Here is a 16,809-nt window from a genome sequence, read left to right as displayed (position 1 = left end):
GATTATTTTGCTGCAGAAATTAATTTTTCTTTTAAATCTTTACGCATAAAGTCTAATGTGTATGGATCATTGTACCAGTATGTACCAGCAGTTACTTTTACTACATGACCATTTTTTACAGCTGGTAAGTTTTTCCAGATGTTTGTTGTTTCATATCCAGGTGTTGTTTTACCTTCACTCGTTGAAACAATGTAGTCTCCCGCAATATCTTGGATTTTTTCTTGATTGATTTCAGCCCAGCCGGCTTTTTCAACTAATTTCTTTTGACCTTCAGACATTTTCAAACCGAAAGCTTGATATAATACTTCGCCGCCACGGCCCCAATTGTCACCATATGTGTATAACTTTTTGTCAAACTCGTCAACAATTGATACTGTTTTATCTTGGCCAATTTTTTCTTTTATTTCTTTACCATCTTTAGCTGTTTGTGCTTTCCAATCTTTTTCCCATTTTTGCACTTCATCTTCTTTACCAATTAACTTCCCAAGCATTTCTTGTTGTTCTAAATATTTGTGTTTGTTGTAATCGATTACTACAGTAGGTGCAATTTTTTTGTATTTTTTGATATTTTTATCAGTAGAATATACTAAAATTAAGTCTGGCTTTTGCTTAGCAACTTTTTCTACATCGTTATCTCCAATTTTTTCCACATCTTTGAATTTATCTTTTAATACTTTACTTTGATCAACTTGGTTACTAACAGCAACAATATTAGCACCTAACTTCTTAAGTCCTCCAGCATATGTAGGTGCAACAACGGCAATACGTTTTGGATTTTTTGGAATATCCACTTTCTTGCCATCATCCATTGTGTAAGATTTTGTATCTTCTTTCTTATCTGCATCTTTACTTTGTCCACAAGCTGCTAGTACAAGTACCAAGGCGATTAGCGGTAATAATAATTTTTTCATAACATCCTCCTATTGATAATGATTATCATTATTGTGCTATTATACTCAATTTTTAGATTTTTTACAACATAACATTTACTATTTTATGGGTATTTTTGCAAATTATTTTTTTGCCTTACTTTTCTCCAAAATAAAAATAAGTAAACAGCAACTAAAATATATTGCTTGGTCTATGATTAATAATGCCTACAGAACATAAAAAAACAATAGTTACACCCTTTAACTTTAATAGTTCATCATTAAAATAAATCTAAGACAGACTTGGCAATATTACTATAGGCCATATCTTCCATTGGTGGATTGTGTAAGCCGGCACGAATATCACGATAATATCGTTGTAATGGGCGTTCCATTTCCAAACTTTTTGCGCCAACGATTCTCATAGCTAAATCAACCACTTCAAGGCACTGATTCATCACCACAACTTTACTCGCTGAGGTTTCATTCCAAATTTGGCTTTCTCCGTCTAACATTTGATATCCTCTTGCCGTACTAAATAGAAAATGTCGCGCTGATAATAGTAATGACTCCATTTTACCGATATTTTGTTGAACTGTAGATAACTCAGCAATGCTACCTTGAATGCTATTAGGATGATATGACTTAGCAAAGTCGACTGCATAGTCTCTAGCTGCTTGAGCAATTCCCAAGTATGTACTAGGAATGTGAAGTATCCATCCATTTGGGCGTCGTTGTCCTCGTGTTTCAACAAAATGTTCAAGAGGAACTTTAACATCGTTTAGCACTAAATCATGACTTTCTGTAGCACGCATGCCCAATACATTCCAATTATCTGCAATTTCTACACCATCTGCATCTTTGGATACTAAGAAAAAGCCAACTTGATCAATAGCTTCAACATATGCACCAACAATAAAATGTGTTAATGCTTTACTCATAGAAGTATATGTTTTCACGCCATTAAGCACATATACATCACCTTCTTTAACCGCATGCGTAGCCGGTCGACCCCCACGAGTTGGACTACCTGTTTCTGCTTCACTTACTGCTCTATTGACAAGGGCGCCTTGTTTGATATCTTCAGCAAAGCGATTAAGCATACGTTGGTCCCATAAATCTTGTTCGTAAAGTTGACCCACAACACTAAGATGCCACCCGATTGACAATGCAGTTGCTCCATCGATAGAGCCTAAGTATGTTTGTAGCACAACCATATCCTCAATTGTAGCTCCTTTACCACCATAAGCTACTGGAAGTGTTAATAAACTATATCCTTCTTTAATAAGCCATTCTATATTCTCAAAGGGAAAATTAGCATGTAAATCATTAGAATTTGCCCTTGCTTTAAAGCTATCCTCTATAGTCTTGAATTTCTCAATCCACTTTTTCTGAATCTTGCTGTGTATTAAAAATGACTTTATCATTGACATCACCTATTCATTACAATTATTTATCCCTAGTTTACCACTCAACATTTATGAATTAAAGTTCATCCATTATGCGTACTAAGTCATATATTTAGAGTAAATTCACACATCTTTCATTAATTCATCGTTTAATAAAGTTTGATCACTATAAAATAGTGTAAATATACATATGTAAAATAATTTTGATATTTGAGGTGAATTTTATGAATAATCAATTTTTTAGTAATGATTTTGATTCAATCCTTAGACGAATGATGCAAGATATGCAAGCAAATAACAATACTGGAAATAAAAAGTTTTATATTAATGGTAAAGAAGTTTCTCCTGAAGAATTAAATCAATTAAGACAGCAAGGTCAACATTCTGCAGAACAAAGTGCAAATGTATTTCAAAATGCTCAAAATAATCAACAACATACTGGTGGCAAAGATTACTTATCCCAAATTGGACGCAATTTAACACAAGAAGCACGTGATGGTTTACTTGATCCCGTGATAGGTCGCGATACTGAAATTCAAAAGACAGCAGAAGTATTATGTCGTCGTACTAAAAATAATCCTATACTTGTCGGCGAAGCAGGTGTAGGTAAAACTGCAATCGTTGAAGGTTTAGCCCAAGAAATCGTTAAAGGGAATGTCCCAACTTCGATTAAAGATAAAGATATTATTTCAGTCGATATTTCTAGTTTAGAAGCTGGCACACAATATCGCGGTGCTTATGAAGAAAACGTTCAAAAATTAGTTGATGCCTTAAAAGAAAATGAAAATGCCATCTTATTCTTTGATGAAATTCATCAAATGATAGGTTCTGGCTCAACAGGCGGTGAATCTGGTGGTAAAGGATTATCAGATATACTTAAACCAGCATTAAGTCGGGGTGAGATTTCTATTATAGGTACTACCACACAAGATGAGTATCGTAATAATATTTTAAAGGATGCTGCACTAGCAAGACGCTTTAATGAAGTCGTTGTTAATGAACCAAGTGCACAAGACACAGTCGAAATTTTAAAAGGTATTAGAGAAAAATTCGAAGAACATCATCAAGTTAAGTTGCCAGATGAAGTATTGCAAGCATGTGTAGATTTATCAAATCAATATATTCCTCAACGGCTTTTACCTGACAAAGCGATTGATGTCTTAGATATTACATCCGCACATTTATCTGCTCAAAACCCTGCGCTGGATAAAGTAGAAACTGAAAAGAGAATCACTGAATTAGAAAATGATAAGAGACAAGCGGTAAGTAAAGAAGCTTACAAAGAAGCAGATAAAATTCAATCCCAAATTAAAGAATTACAAAATCAATTAGATAATGGTACGAAAGAACAACAATCCGTAGCTACTGTCCAAGATGTTTCTGATACGATTGAAAGGCTAACTGGAATACCTGTATCACAAATGGATGATAATGATATCGAACGTTTAAAAAATATTAATCGCCGTTTAAAAAATAAAATCATTGGACAAGATAAAGCGGTAGATATGGTTTCTAGAGCCATTCGTCGTAATCGAGCTGGATTTGATGAAGGTAACCGTCCAATTGGTAGTTTCTTATTTGTAGGACCTACTGGTGTAGGTAAAACTGAACTAGCAAAACAGTTGGCTATTGATTTATTTGGTAACAAAGAAGCATTGATTCGTTTAGACATGAGTGAGTATAGTGATCAAACAGCAGTGTCTAAAATGATAGGTACTACAGCAGGCTATATTGGCTATGATGACAACTCCAATACATTAACTGAAAAAGTAAGACGCAATCCTTATTCAGTTATTTTATTTGATGAAATTGAAAAAGCAAATCCTCAAATTCTCACATTGCTTTTACAGGTAATGGATGATGGTAATTTAACAGATGGGCAAGGCAATGTTATTAACTTTAAAAATACAATCGTCATATGCACTTCCAATGCTGGTTATGGAGACAACGAAGAATTTGATGACATTATGAATGAATTAAAAAGATTCTTCAGACCTGAATTTCTTAACAGATTTAATGGTATCGTTGAGTTTACGCATTTAGATAAACACGCTTTACAAGATATTATTAATTTACTCTTAGATGATGTTCAAGTGACTTTAGATAAAAAAGATATTACAATGAATGTTTCTCAAGAAGCAAAAGACTGGTTAATTGAACAAGGCTATGATAAACAAATGGGCGCACGTCCATTACGCAGAGTTGTTGAACAACAGGTACGAGATAAAATTACAGACTATTATTTAGATCATACTGATGTAAAACATGTTGACATAGATATTGATAATGATGAAATCATTGTAAAAGGTACAAATTAATATTTAATTAAAAGCGCACCTTTTTCTCCTACTGTGATGTGCACCCCATAAAGTTAGATTTTTAATCCAACTTTTGGGGTGCACATCACTCCTGAAAAAAGTGCGCTTTTTTGAATAAATGATGGCATCATTTGCTAATGAACAATGCTTATATGAGTTAAATATATTGTTCTAATTCATGAATAAGTTCTTGAATACGCTGACGTTGATCTTTAGAAACATAAACAATAACGGTTCTTTCATCATGAACGCTACGCTTTTTAGATAATAGCTTTAACTCTTTAAGTTTTTGTAGTGCTTTTGTTAAATAATAAGGCTTGAACTCTGAAGTCACTGCAATTTCTTTAGAAGTTATTTCATTGGACTCACTTTTTAAAATATAATTTAAAATAAAGATTTCTTCATAGCTTAAATTATATTTTTTCTTTGTCGCTTTGAAAAATTGTTTAACTTGAAATGTTGCACTGACTAGTTCATCAATATTTTTTATCTTACTCATAATTTCAACCACTCCTCTGATGCATATCTTGTTGCTTGGTTTGCTAAATGTTTTTTAAATTTTAACGCATCTCTTGTTATAAATAATATTTTATAACAATTAGATAATAAAATTCAATATTTTTATTAAGCTAAAGTGATTTAATTCATTAATTGCAATTATAGATTTTTCTATTCCGCCAAAATGAATTACATCCCTATTTATGTAATGATGGCAGTTTTCATAGAAAAAAGATGGTAAAAGTAAGGCCAATGACCTTTACTATACCACCTCTAGTATACGTATGGAATTGATACATATAATGAAGTTCAATCATTAACTAAGATATTGAATAATCTTCAACAAATACTTAGATTTACATATCCTCTTTTTTATATTTTATTAGACACATAATCGACAAATCGTTGAATATCTCTATTCTTAATTTTCGTCATTGGAACTTTCCCAATATTAAAAGTAAAACTGATACCATCGTCAGTCATGTTAATTGACTCTATTTCATTATAAGGAATATTTCTGTAATAAAATTGGCCATTCATATCAACATTCATAATTAAACGTTCTGAGGTTGCTATAAATGCACCTTCAAATTCAGATTGTCCTTGAACATGATATTCAATTATCCCTAAGACAGATGGCCCTTTCGTTTCAGTTGGAAACAAATCATTTGGATTAATATTATCAAGTATCATTATTTATCATCCTATTCACTTTGAATTGACTATATATGGGTTAATTCTAAGTGGTTAACAATAGTATTGTAACATTCATTAAACAGTAATTTCACTTGGGACAGTTTATCTGTTTTAATACCTATTCGAATTTGCCGTTCATCCGTTCGACATCTTTCTTTATAAATGTACTTTTTATCCACTAAAGATTTGATCAATGGAGTAATATACATATTATGCTGTTCAATAACATATTTTAATTGTGCCATATTGTACGCATTAGGATATAGATAGATAAGCCCTAAAATAAATAATTCATCTAAATGTATACTGTCATGTAAACTTGTTAATTCAAAGTCATCGTGGAGTACTTTCACATCCATAAACTCTTTAAGTTTAAAATGACAGTGTAAATCCAACTTAGCATCTATATCATAATTGGCAATTATCTTTTTAATTTCTTGAAGCAGGTGCTCAATTTTTTTATGTTGTATTTTGGTCATATAAATAATAAGTCGCCGTTGATCATTAGGATTACGCTTTTTTGATATCCAGTGCATTGCGTATAACTGAGCTAGATGTTTAAGCATCATTGCTTTATTGCAGTGTTCTTTTATCACTAAAGTTTGAATCGTCAAAGGGCGCTCATGCGCTGTTGAATAATCTTTAATAAATAGAAGTATTTTAAATTGTTGCATATTCATATGATAAGCATATCTCAAACTTTCATTGACGGTTTTTACTAGTGAATAGCATCCTAACACCAATCTAATTCGTGTGTTAATGTTCATCACTACACACCCTCCTTAGTCAGCAAATACCATGCATTAGCTTCTAAGTGAAAATTTAATATGCCCTATACTCATACTAGGCAATATATATTTACGGTTAATTATCGTTGGGTATGATAATTGGCCTTTCCAAAAATGTGGCTGAAACAAATTATCTTTGTTTTTCGTTTGATCTTGATGATGATTTAAGTTCGGTGCTTTTGTATAAGTAATTAAACTACTTTCAGCATGGCTCATCGGCTGAGTTGTTTTAAAATTTAATTGCAAGTCTTGTAACTGTTCTGCGGTTGAAATATTCATATTGAAAGCTAAACATTGATACTCAAATTTAAACTTGGTTAAAATAATTTGATTATCTTGATGGACAATATCCCCTCTAAGTTGATTCATCATATTGAAAAACGCTAAAAACATATTGTTATCCATATTACGTCCGTGAAATAAATACTGCAGCAAAAAATCAAGCGAAAAACTTATGCCTTTAAGCATTAAATAGTACCGTGCCATCAAAGAAAAATTGATTATATTTTGTTGAGTGATCTCGCCATTTTGATTCATATTTAACATTGTTGTATCTAAAATCACTTTGTGATGATACTTTTTCCAAGTAGTTAATTGTTCAAAAGTTATAAAGTATGAGGTAATATACTCATCAATTTCATTAAATTCATATGGTCTAACATCTCGATGAGGTACTGATAAATACAATGTGCATCTGTTAAAAAATTGTCTAACCTCATTAACAACCTTCTGTATCACTTGTTTGTCAGTACTATCTAACATAATTGATACACCATCTACTTCATTTACAAAGCGTGAATAAAATAAAGTTATAAATAATTGATTCACATTATTAAATCCATGTTGCTCGAGGTATGTTAAATCTAAACCCTTAAAATAAAATATAGGCGTTAGTCCTAAATAGTTTAATTTAGTAAGGTAATATTCACACATTCTCTGCACCGCTGAGAAATCAGTCAAATCAAAGGGTATAATCACATAAACATGTTTATTTTTAGAAAATAAATGCTGTGTTACATAAAATATCTGATGCTCATTCAAGTACAACAATTGTTGGCTGGTAATAAATAAATCTTTAGGTTCTATATGACAAATTGGCAAAGTATTAGAAGAGAGGATGATATCTTTATTATTGGACACTGTTGTATAATGTTTTACCTTATGAAAATAAGATTGATAAGTTTGTTCGCTTAATGGTAAATATTGAATATTTTCATAATAACTTGTTGTTAAACTATGATACTGCTTTCTAATTTCTTTTGGGGTATATCCATATGAATCTTTGAATAAATTAATAAACCTAGAGTAATGATTAAACCCATGCTGATATGCAATATCTTCCACAGTTCGATGCTCTTTTAAAATATCGATAAGCGCGCATTTCAAGCGAATATCATTGACATACTGATTAATACTTTGAAAAGGTGTTTGGTATTTTATAACATTTGACAATTCTTGATTTGTCATATTTAATGCATTAGCAATCTCTTGCTTTTTTAATTTTTTTGTATGGTGTGAAATTAAATAGTCATGGACTTCATCTAATACTGTCATATTTTGTGTTTTTGCTCTATATAAGTGCGACATTGAACCTAATTCAACACATAAATGTTTAATCATTTTTAAAGTTGTCTGTTCGTCTGCTTTATTAAAGCATTCTAACTCAATGATATTCATTAATATAGGTAATACTTGTTGCTTCTCAATATTTGATAGTTTATAGCCACTGATATCAATATATTCACTCGCATATTTCACATAGTCTTTAAAAGACAAATCAACAACTAACGTCACTGCATCATCATCGCTTTGAATTTGATATAAATCGTTCAGCATTAAAAGTACAATATCCCCTTCTGTCATGTGATATTGCTTCAAATTAATATCAATCGTACCTTGCCCTTTCACCCAATAAATCAACTTAACATTGACTGTCTTTTGCCCATAAGTATTTAACTTTTGTAATAATTTTACCGAAAACTGTCCGTTCATATGTCGTCCTCTCATCAATTAATTACAGAGATATACAACAATATACTTCAATCCCCACCTGAAGTATTCATACACCATTCCTTCAATGTATCTATCTCACATAGTTAATTGTAATTTTTATTTCGGTATAAGTAGTAACAAAATCATATTTAATTATAGCCAACTTTTTATTATTCGCATATTATTTCATATCAGTTAAAACTTTTTATCCTTTATCCATGTTTTTTATCATCAATTATCCTATGCACCATTTTCTACATAATTCAACTGTATTATTTTATTTTCTGTTTTTTTACAAAATGATGACATAAAAAAATTAACAAATCAAAAAAAATTGAATAAAGTCTGTTATATAAGCATTTCTTTTTATTACAAAATATCTCATTATGCAAAATACGTTTAAAATATATTAGAGGAAAATTACAAAATGTTAACAACCCACACAAACCAACTTTTTTCTGGTAAAGTATTGTTTGTCTTAAACAAGATGATTAATTGTTGATGTCCGATTCATCAACCACTATAAAAAATACAATTATATTAAATTATTTTTCGGGAGGATATTTTATAATGAAGAAAATCGCTACTGCTACAATCGCTACTGCAGGAATTGCTACATTTGCTTTGACTGGTGGACACCATGCTCATGCTGCTGAACAAACAAATCATGACGGTTATAATCCAAATGACCCTTACTCATACAGCTACTCTTATACAATCGATGCACAAGGTAACTATCATTACACTTGGAAAGGTAACTGGTCACCAAATCAATTAAACCAAAACCAAGGTTACACTTATTACAATAACTATAATAGCTATTACAATTACAACAACTATAATTACAGCAACACATATGCTTCATCAAATTCATACCGTACTGGTGGCTTGGGTGCAAGCTATTCAACTTCTAGCTCTAACATACATGTGACAACTACAAGTGCACCATCATCTCATGGTGTGTCAATCTCAAGTGCTTCACATTCAGGTAGCAACTTATATACTAGTGGTCAATGTACTTATTATGTATTCGATAGAGTTGGCGGTAAAATTGGTTCAACTTGGGGCAATGCTAGCAACTGGGCAAATGCTGCTGCAGCTGCTGGGTACACTGTAAATAACAGACCTTCAGTAGGCGCAATCATGCAAACATCTCAAGGTTACTATGGTCACGTTGCTTATGTTGAAAGTGTTGGAAGTAATGGTTCAGTAACTGTTTCAGAAATGAACTATGGTCATGGACCAGGTGTTGTAACAACACGTACAATCTCTGCATCTCAAGCAGCTTCATACAACTTCATTCATTAATATTTAAAGTTATCAAGGCTGGGATATAAATCCCAAAATAATAGCACAAAGATGGTTTAACATAAATCATCTTTGTGCTTCTTTTATATTTAATACTTTGTATGATTGACTTACTTAAGACCCGCTTCAGCCAGTTTTTCTGTGCTTAGCCCCAACCTTGCGTTGTCCGTGGAAATGCTTGTTGCATTTCTTTTTGTTAGGGCCCCGCTCGCTAGATTGCGGTGTATTTATATGTGTTTTTGTACTGGAAATTTTAAAAAATAAGGTGTTTTCGTACTATATATTAAATTTTACTTAACGAATTAATCAAAGTGCCTTATGACAGATGCAATCTAATAAAATGTTACATTTCTTTTTACAACGCATTAATAAGGTGAGTCATATTTATGGCTCACCTTACTTCACAAATTCAGTATCTCTTTTAATGGTTATGTCTATATATTAATGATGCACATTACGGAATTCATGTAAGATTAATAGATTCAATCCTCGCTACAAAAATTGAACCATCATCCTATGTAGAGGATATTTTACTAATAATCATATCGCTACATTTATTCTCGCTACAAAAATAAACAGTGACTTCTAATAATTATTAGCATACTTTATATTAACCGGATATAGCTATAGTTAAACATGCTTTGAAATAATTTTTACGTAACTTTATTATTTTTTTTAATACCAATACCTGTAAACCCGTAAAAAACAGCTAATATAGCACATAAATAACATGGTACTGTCCAAATAAAGAATTGATCAACCGGCACATTTAATTGCTGTGCATAATATATTCCTGAAGTTCCCCATGGAATAAGAGGTAATACCATTGTACTTGCATCTTCCAGCGTCCTAGATAGATTTGATCGATCTAACCCCATGTCTTCAAACATATCTTTCATCACAACACCAACCATAATAATTACAATAGATGCTACGCCAGCAGCAAACACCATCATTAAACAACAAATAACAGTAATTAAAATAAGGCTACCTGTTGATTTGACACCTTTTGAAATGGTCTCTAATAAAACATTTAAACAGCCTGATTTTTCTAAAATACCAGCAAATGCATAGCCACAAAAAATGGTAACAATAATTTGAGTCATACTCATCATGCCACCTTGTTCAATTAATGTTTTAGCATTATGAGAAATATGACTATGTCCAGTCATATTAGCTGTAAACCCATCAAATGTAGCTTTAAATCCATCTGCTAAATTAAAGTGATGATTAAACGCACCTACAAAAATTGCAGTAATACTAGATGCTAGCATCGACGGCACTGTCGATACTTTAAACATAAGGCAAATAATAATAACAATGAGCGGTATCCAAACAAAGAAATTAAACTGATATAACGTTGCAAGTTCAGATAATAGTGATTGAATTTGCTTTGTATTTACATGACCATCGTTATGTAAGCCTAAGACAAACCAGACAATCATACCAATGAGTGAAGCAGGTATTGTCGTCCACATCATCGCACGAATATGTGAAAATATATTCACCTTCGTAACTAATGCTGCTAAATTAGTTGTATCAGATAGCGGTGACATTTTATCCCCAAAGACGGCACCTGCAATGATGGCACCTGCAGCCATACCTAAATTCATATTCAATTGGCTTGCAATGGAAATAAGCGCTATACCTGCAGTTGATGCGGATCCCCAAGCTGTACCTGTAGCTAAACTACAGATGGCAGAAATAATAAATGCAGACACTAAAAAATACTGAGGATTTAAAAATTTTAATCCATAATAGATTAAAGCAGGCACAGTACCAGCGTACATCCAACTCCCAACAATAATACCCACAGCCAATATGATAAATATAGCAGGCATCGCTGTAGTTAACCGATGCGTAATCCCTTCTTCTATGTCATTCCATTTCAACCCTACTCGAATACCAATCAATGCGGCATAAGCTGATGAAATAAGTAATAGTACTTGAATGGGAATGTTAAAAACAATAAATCCTATTGTCACTACACAGACCATAACAATGATGGTAGAAAGTGCCTCGAAAAACGTTGGTTTTCTTGTCATATAGTCAGCTCCTTATCTCACAACTAGTTATGATTTTATTTATCAGTAACTGAGATCTAACTTTTCAAGACCTAATTCTTCAACAGTAAGTCCATCTTCAAAAAAGTCTCTCTCTAGTATGGTTGAAGCGATAATTATAACTGCATCAATATTGGGCGTCGGCACATCAATAACACGACCTATGCTTGACCATAACACTAAACCATAAGCGATATCTTCAGTTAAATAACGATTTTCTACGTGATTAGGACCCGGTATTTGAGAAAAGACTGGACTTGTATTAAATAATCGATTTAAAGGTTCATCTTCGTCTGTACGTTCTAAATAGCCCCGTTGAATTCTTGATTCTTTCGCCGATTCTAATTCAAATCCTAATCGACGGCCTAAATTAATACGCTCTAATTCTATCGCATGGAGTAATCTTACTGTATGTTGCGTAATTCCTTCTTTATAAAGTGAAAACTTTTGTGCATGATCAATACGGCCTACATTAAGTAACGTTGGCCCTGGGTGCACTTCTGGGTTCCCATTTTCTAAATTCGTTTTCAATAAACTTTCTTCTTTGACTAGTTGAGGATAAATTTGACTTACTTTATCATAACTATCATTTAATTCTTCACGATTAAATGTTGAAAAGTACACGCGTCGCACATTAAGAGATAAGTCAACACGCGCTTGTGCAAAATCTACCCTTGTACCATATGTTAACGTGTTAGCTTCAGCAAATTTAGGGTGTACATCAATATTGCGATCTTCTAACACATTCATAAAACGAATTGAGCCCATTGACGCTGCAATATTAAAGAAGATTAAATGGTCATTGGTTACGTGATATGACATAACCTTTGCATAGTATTCTATAAAAGATGAAGGAATAATCACTTGAACGAGTTCGGCATCTTGTAATACATAAGCTATATCATCACTAATATTAGTGAATTCTATAAATTTTTCATTTCCTTCATTATTAAAATCAAAGCCGCCACGCTCAAATGCAGTATTAAATTTTTCCAGTGATTGATTTCGGCAATATAATCTTACCTCATGTCCTTGATCTACCATGTCTAATGCGGCAGTAACCGCACCATTACCTGAACCAATAATAGCTATTTTCATCTGAATACCTCACTTTTAAAATATTTCAATACAAAATAAATTCAATAAAAAATGATGCGTTTTAAACAAAGCGCACCATACATATTCATAAATATATAACCATTTATCATATATGTTAAACCTACAATTTGCATAAGTACTGCATGTTAATACGTTCTTAATACCCATGGGTTACTTATTCTGCTATAGTTAATGTGATTAGATTTTTTATTAAACTCAGGAGGAGTTATTATGACGCAACAATCACAAGGTTTTAATACACCACAACATAACGATAGTGACGATGTTCGTCTTATGGCTATGCTTATTTACTTATTAGGTTTCGTCTCAGGATTTATAGGCCCTCTAATTATATGGCTAGTTAAAAAAGATGATTCTAAATTAATTGATCAGTCAGGAAAAAGCTATTTAAATATGTTTATTTCTTATATGATTTGGTGTGCAGTACCTGTAGTAATCATGATGTTTTCACTCATTTTTTATATGCCTTTTGATCCAACTTCAGGCTTGATTTCAATATTTATATTTTTGTTATTAAATTTGGTCATTTTGGGATTACTGATTACCTTTTCTGTTTTCAACATCATTGGCTGTGTTAAATATTATCAAGGTACCTATTACCAAGCTCCATTATCCATTCGATTTTTCAAATAAATTGTACAGTGTTTTTGTTACAAACATTTGTAATATTTAAAGGTTAGTTTTATTTAAATCAGCTACTTTTCATCTTTGCAGCGCACATTTAGCTCTGTATATCACTTGTAACCTTGCAGCTCTTTTATTACAGAGAGATGCAGGGTTTTATTATTTTATTTACGAAAAGATAACATCACACATTTCCATGTATATTTCTGTTAAAGTAAGTTTTGTCGTTAAACGACGATAACATTCACAATTAAGATGCGCTACCATCTTTGTGAATATTTCATACAATTGGGAGGATTTTATTATAATGAAAAAACTACTAACAATAACAACTTTAACTGCAGGATTAGGTGCCACATTAATCAGCACATCCCATCAAGCTGATGCAGCAGAATTTCAACCTTCACATCAATACAGCTATCAACAACAAAACTTTAGCCAACAAGCTTATCAATATCACACTACAGAAACAAATACAACATCAACTAGCACATCTACACAATCAATATCTACATCTTCTGGCAATTTATATACTGCCGGTCAATGTACTTGGTATGTATTTGACCGTGTCGACGGAAAAATTGGTTCTACATGGGGCAATGCCAATAACTGGGCAAGTGCAGCTCAAGCAGCGGGTTACACAGTAGATCATCAACCTGAAGAAGGCGCGATATTACAAACTTCTGAAGGTAGTTATGGACACGTTGCATACGTAGAAAGTGTCAATAGTGATGGATCAGTGACTATATCAGAAATGAACTACTCAAACGGTCCATTTTCAACAGACACACGCACAATTTCAGCCAGTCAAGCTAGCGCTTATAATTATATTCATTTGAACTAAGCATAATATTTAAATATCATAAATTACACGTTTGGGCCTGGGACATCATTCTTGTCCTGGGCTCACATCTATATTTTGACAATACTCAATTGGTTCTATTTAAAAATTAGTTATACTTATATATCGCATGTATCCATCATAACAGTTTTCAGCATATGCACGTTTACCAATAAATGACTCAGACATTCTAATGAATCAACCTTGTCTAAGCTCTATGCAAGGAAAAATGGCATATGCATTTCAAAAAATATACAAGCTGGTGCTCCAAGCATATACAAAGAAAGTAAATTAGTGTGAAAGAGAACGCTTTAAATTTCTGTGCCACACTTTTTTAATGCCCAAATATTGCAGTTGTATAGCATATTTGAGAAAATACGACTGTTGCGATTTAAAGCTAGAGGAGGAATAACAAATGACCTGGTTAAAAGTCATCATGGCAGGTTTATTGGAAATAGTATGGGTCACAAGCTTGAATCAAGCGCATTCATTGACATCTTGGAGCTTCACATTATTAATGATTGCGCTAAGTTTCTATCTTGTTATATCTGCAACAAAGTCTCTAGCCGTTGGAACAGTCTATGCATTATTTGTTGGTATTGGTGCGGCTGGAACAGTTATTGTTGACATGCTATTTTTCCATCAGCCCATCTCCATATTAAAACTAATACTTATTTTAATGTTGATTATAGGCATTTTAGGGCTCAAGTTAACTACTGATATAACAGAACATGGAGGTAGCAACTAATGTCTTGGTTTTATTTAATCATTGCTGGCTGTTTTGAAATTTTAGGTGTTGTGCTGTTAAATCAACTTGCACGCACATCTCGTTGGTACTACATAATTTTATTGGCACTTACCTTTGTGCTTAGTTTTACAACTTTAAAATTAGCTATGGTGTCCATTCCGATGGGTACTGCTTATGCAATATGGACGGGCATAGGAACTGCAGGAGGCACATTTATCGGTATGTTGTTCTACCAAGAATCTACACACCCATTACGCATAGGTTTTATTGCAGTAATTATTGCAGCTGTAATTGGACTCCGGCTGCTCGGCTAATTAGTAAAGTATATAAATTGTATACGTTTTCTCAATTTACTATACTGGAGCTAAAGGAAGTGATAATGATGGAAAAAGTTTATATTGCCGGAAAAATTCCAGAAGTCGGTTTAAATTTATTAAAAGAGCATTTCGAAGTTGAAATGTATGAAGGTGAAGGTATTATTGATAAAGAAACGTTAAAACGTGGTGTCAAAGATGCTTCTGCACTTATTAGTATCTTATCGACAAATGTTGATAAAGAGGTAATTGATGCTGCTAATAATTTAAAAATCATTGCAAATTACGGTGCTGGTTTTAATAATGTCGATGTTGATTATGCTCGCGAAAAAAATATCGATGTAACAAATACGCCTAAAGCATCTACAAATGCAACAGCCGAACTTACCTTTGGATTAGTCTTAGCAGTTGCTCGACGCATCGTTGAAGGTGATAAATTATCACGCACACAAGGCTTTGATGGATGGGCTCCGCTTTTCTTTAGAGGACGTGAAGTATCAGGTAAAACGATTGGTATCATTGGATTAGGCGAAATTGGTGGCGCTGTTGCCAAACGTGCAAAAGCTTTCGATATGGATATTTTATATACAGGTCCACATCAAAAGGTTGAAAAAGAGCGCGAGATTGGTGCAAAATATGTTGATTTAGAAACGTTGCTTAAAAATTCCGATTTTATCACGATTAATGCAGCGTATTCTCCAAAGCTACATCATCTTATTGATACTGAGCAATTTAAATTGATGAAATCAACTGCTTATCTTGTAAATGCTGGACGTGGTCCTATTGTTAATGAAGAAGCACTTGTACAAGCATTGCATGATAAAGAGATTGAAGGCGCAGCATTAGATGTTTATGAATTCGAGCCTAAAATTACTGAAGGCTTGAAATCATTAGATAACGTTGTCATCACACCGCATATTGGGAATGCGACGTATGAAGCACGTGATATGATGTCTAAAATTGTTGCAAATGATACAATTAAAAAATTAACAGGTGAAACGCCGCAATTTATCGTCAATTAATGACCTCTAAACTATCAATTTCCTTTAATATAAATACAACAATAGTCTAGAACATAATGATATTTTAGACTCTGAACTCTATATTGACGGTAGTTGATTGAATTGAAAATACGCTTATACTAAGCTTTTTTCAATTCAAGTCAACCTTGTCAGGTTGGGACATAAATCCTAGAAAAATAACACTCAGATGAATTGAATTC

Annotated in this window: 15 protein-coding genes; 7 read left to right on the top strand and 8 right to left on the bottom strand. The window is 32.6% G+C overall.

Translation table 11 applies throughout. The features are described 5' to 3' along the window. Window positions 1–2 precede the first annotated feature (2 nt). Together HMPREF2597_RS01310 and HMPREF2597_RS01305 are read right to left on the bottom strand one after the other, a co-directional pair. Window positions 3–911 carry an ABC transporter substrate-binding protein gene (locus HMPREF2597_RS01310; RefSeq protein ID WP_002478811.1) on the bottom strand — a complete coding sequence of 303 codons (909 nt, stop codon included), beginning with the start codon at window positions 909–911 and terminating at the stop codon, window positions 3–5. Window positions 912–1,150: 239 nt separating this feature from the next. Then, window positions 1,151–2,296, bottom strand: coding sequence for an acyl-CoA dehydrogenase family protein (locus HMPREF2597_RS01305; protein WP_070817114.1), 1,146 nt, complete (start codon window positions 2,294–2,296; stop codon window positions 1,151–1,153). Window positions 2,297–2,502: 206 nt separating this feature from the next. Here HMPREF2597_RS01305 and HMPREF2597_RS01300 point away from each other — a divergent pair, with 206 nt between their 5' ends. Beyond that, window positions 2,503–4,596: an AAA family ATPase gene (locus HMPREF2597_RS01300; RefSeq protein ID WP_070817113.1), complete on the top strand. Its 2,094-nt coding sequence runs from the start codon at window positions 2,503–2,505 to the stop codon at window positions 4,594–4,596. Between the two features lie 157 nt (window positions 4,597–4,753). On the opposite strand, the gene HMPREF2597_RS01295 is transcribed toward HMPREF2597_RS01300, so the two are convergent. The 4 genes from HMPREF2597_RS01295 to HMPREF2597_RS01280 all read right to left on the bottom strand — a co-directional run bounded on the left by HMPREF2597_RS01295 (window position 4,754) and on the right by HMPREF2597_RS01280 (window position 8,570). After that, window positions 4,754–5,095, bottom strand: a complete 342-nt coding sequence (locus HMPREF2597_RS01295) for a transcriptional regulator, SarA/Rot family (protein ID WP_002478808.1) — start codon at window positions 5,093–5,095, stop codon at window positions 4,754–4,756. Window positions 5,096–5,466: 371 nt separating this feature from the next. Then, window positions 5,467–5,787 carry a PH domain-containing protein gene (locus HMPREF2597_RS01290; RefSeq protein ID WP_002478807.1) on the bottom strand — a complete coding sequence of 107 codons (321 nt, stop codon included), beginning with the start codon at window positions 5,785–5,787 and terminating at the stop codon, window positions 5,467–5,469. Between the two features lie 29 nt (window positions 5,788–5,816). Then, window positions 5,817–6,557: a transcriptional regulator, SarA/Rot family gene (locus tag HMPREF2597_RS01285; protein ID WP_002478806.1), complete on the bottom strand. Its 741-nt coding sequence runs from the start codon at window positions 6,555–6,557 to the stop codon at window positions 5,817–5,819. A gap of 36 nt (window positions 6,558–6,593) precedes the next feature. Continuing rightward, the gene (locus HMPREF2597_RS01280) at window positions 6,594–8,570 is read right to left on the bottom strand and encodes an AraC family transcriptional regulator (protein ID WP_002478805.1); all 1,977 of its coding nucleotides are present in this window, start codon (window positions 8,568–8,570) and stop codon (window positions 6,594–6,596) included. Window positions 8,571–9,140: 570 nt separating this feature from the next. Here HMPREF2597_RS01280 and HMPREF2597_RS01275 point away from each other — a divergent pair. Beyond that, complete coding sequence (locus HMPREF2597_RS01275; protein ID WP_002478804.1) at window positions 9,141–9,878, top strand: CHAP domain-containing protein; 738 nt, start codon at window positions 9,141–9,143, stop codon at window positions 9,876–9,878. Window positions 9,879–10,531: 653 nt separating this feature from the next. On the opposite strand, the gene nhaC is transcribed toward HMPREF2597_RS01275, so the two are convergent. Beyond that, entirely contained in the window at window positions 10,532–11,923 is a 1,392-nt protein-coding gene (gene nhaC / locus HMPREF2597_RS01270) for a Na+/H+ antiporter NhaC (protein ID WP_002478803.1), read from the bottom strand. 42 nt (window positions 11,924–11,965) lie between these two features. Continuing rightward, complete coding sequence (locus HMPREF2597_RS01265) at window positions 11,966–13,039, bottom strand: NAD/NADP-dependent octopine/nopaline dehydrogenase family protein (protein ID WP_002478802.1); 1,074 nt, start codon at window positions 13,037–13,039, stop codon at window positions 11,966–11,968. 231 nt (window positions 13,040–13,270) lie between these two features. Here HMPREF2597_RS01265 and HMPREF2597_RS01260 point away from each other — a divergent pair, with 231 nt between their 5' ends. The 5 genes from HMPREF2597_RS01260 (at window position 13,271) to HMPREF2597_RS01240 (ending at window position 16,609) form a co-directional block, all read left to right on the top strand. Then, a complete protein-coding gene (locus HMPREF2597_RS01260; RefSeq protein WP_002478801.1) occupies window positions 13,271–13,693 on the top strand; it encodes a DUF4870 domain-containing protein in 423 nt (140 codons plus the stop codon). Window positions 13,694–13,991: 298 nt separating this feature from the next. Further along, the gene (locus HMPREF2597_RS01255; RefSeq protein ID WP_002478800.1) at window positions 13,992–14,528 is read left to right on the top strand and encodes a CHAP domain-containing protein; all 537 of its coding nucleotides are present in this window, start codon (window positions 13,992–13,994) and stop codon (window positions 14,526–14,528) included. A 412-nt stretch (window positions 14,529–14,940) separates the two neighbouring features. After that, the gene (locus tag HMPREF2597_RS01250) at window positions 14,941–15,273 is read left to right on the top strand and encodes a DMT family transporter (protein ID WP_002478799.1); all 333 of its coding nucleotides are present in this window, start codon (window positions 14,941–14,943) and stop codon (window positions 15,271–15,273) included. Then, window positions 15,273–15,587 carry a DMT family transporter gene (locus HMPREF2597_RS01245; RefSeq protein ID WP_002478798.1) on the top strand — a complete coding sequence of 105 codons (315 nt, stop codon included), beginning with the start codon at window positions 15,273–15,275 and terminating at the stop codon, window positions 15,585–15,587. The genes HMPREF2597_RS01250 and HMPREF2597_RS01245 overlap by 1 nt, the downstream gene beginning before the upstream one ends. A 68-nt stretch (window positions 15,588–15,655) precedes the next feature. After that, window positions 15,656–16,609 carry a 2-hydroxyacid dehydrogenase family protein gene (locus tag HMPREF2597_RS01240; RefSeq protein ID WP_002492284.1) on the top strand — a complete coding sequence of 318 codons (954 nt, stop codon included), beginning with the start codon at window positions 15,656–15,658 and terminating at the stop codon, window positions 16,607–16,609. Window positions 16,610–16,809 lie beyond the last annotated feature (200 nt).

The organism is Staphylococcus sp. HMSC063A07 (genome assembly GCF_001836955.1).
Classification (GTDB): domain Bacteria; phylum Bacillota; class Bacilli; order Staphylococcales; family Staphylococcaceae; genus Staphylococcus; species Staphylococcus lugdunensis.
This window is presented reverse-complemented; position numbering and strand designations above follow the sequence as displayed.

What these genes read in the sequence shown, in the direction of transcription:
- HMPREF2597_RS01310 (WP_002478811.1), bottom strand. Translation starts at nt 911, where the DNA reads ATGAAAAAATTATTATTACCGCTAATCGCCTTGGTACTTGTACTAGCA.
- HMPREF2597_RS01305 (WP_070817114.1), bottom strand. Translation starts at nt 2,296, where the DNA reads ATGATAAAGTCATTTTTAATACACAGCAAGATTCAGAAAAAGTGGATT.
- HMPREF2597_RS01300 (WP_070817113.1), top strand. Translation starts at nt 2,503, where the DNA reads ATGAATAATCAATTTTTTAGTAATGATTTTGATTCAATCCTTAGACGA.
- HMPREF2597_RS01295 (WP_002478808.1), bottom strand. Translation starts at nt 5,095, where the DNA reads ATGAGTAAGATAAAAAATATTGATGAACTAGTCAGTGCAACATTTCAA.
- HMPREF2597_RS01290 (WP_002478807.1), bottom strand. Translation starts at nt 5,787, where the DNA reads ATGATACTTGATAATATTAATCCAAATGATTTGTTTCCAACTGAAACG.
- HMPREF2597_RS01285 (WP_002478806.1), bottom strand. Translation starts at nt 6,557, where the DNA reads ATGAACATTAACACACGAATTAGATTGGTGTTAGGATGCTATTCACTA.
- HMPREF2597_RS01280 (WP_002478805.1), bottom strand. Translation starts at nt 8,570, where the DNA reads ATGAACGGACAGTTTTCGGTAAAATTATTACAAAAGTTAAATACTTAT.
- HMPREF2597_RS01275 (WP_002478804.1), top strand. Translation starts at nt 9,141, where the DNA reads ATGAAGAAAATCGCTACTGCTACAATCGCTACTGCAGGAATTGCTACA.
- nhaC (WP_002478803.1), bottom strand. Translation starts at nt 11,923, where the DNA reads ATGACAAGAAAACCAACGTTTTTCGAGGCACTTTCTACCATCATTGTT.
- HMPREF2597_RS01265 (WP_002478802.1), bottom strand. Translation starts at nt 13,039, where the DNA reads ATGAAAATAGCTATTATTGGTTCAGGTAATGGTGCGGTTACTGCCGCA.
- HMPREF2597_RS01260 (WP_002478801.1), top strand. Translation starts at nt 13,271, where the DNA reads ATGACGCAACAATCACAAGGTTTTAATACACCACAACATAACGATAGT.
- HMPREF2597_RS01255 (WP_002478800.1), top strand. Translation starts at nt 13,992, where the DNA reads ATGAAAAAACTACTAACAATAACAACTTTAACTGCAGGATTAGGTGCC.
- HMPREF2597_RS01250 (WP_002478799.1), top strand. Translation starts at nt 14,941, where the DNA reads ATGACCTGGTTAAAAGTCATCATGGCAGGTTTATTGGAAATAGTATGG.
- HMPREF2597_RS01245 (WP_002478798.1), top strand. Translation starts at nt 15,273, where the DNA reads ATGTCTTGGTTTTATTTAATCATTGCTGGCTGTTTTGAAATTTTAGGT.
- HMPREF2597_RS01240 (WP_002492284.1), top strand. Translation starts at nt 15,656, where the DNA reads ATGGAAAAAGTTTATATTGCCGGAAAAATTCCAGAAGTCGGTTTAAAT.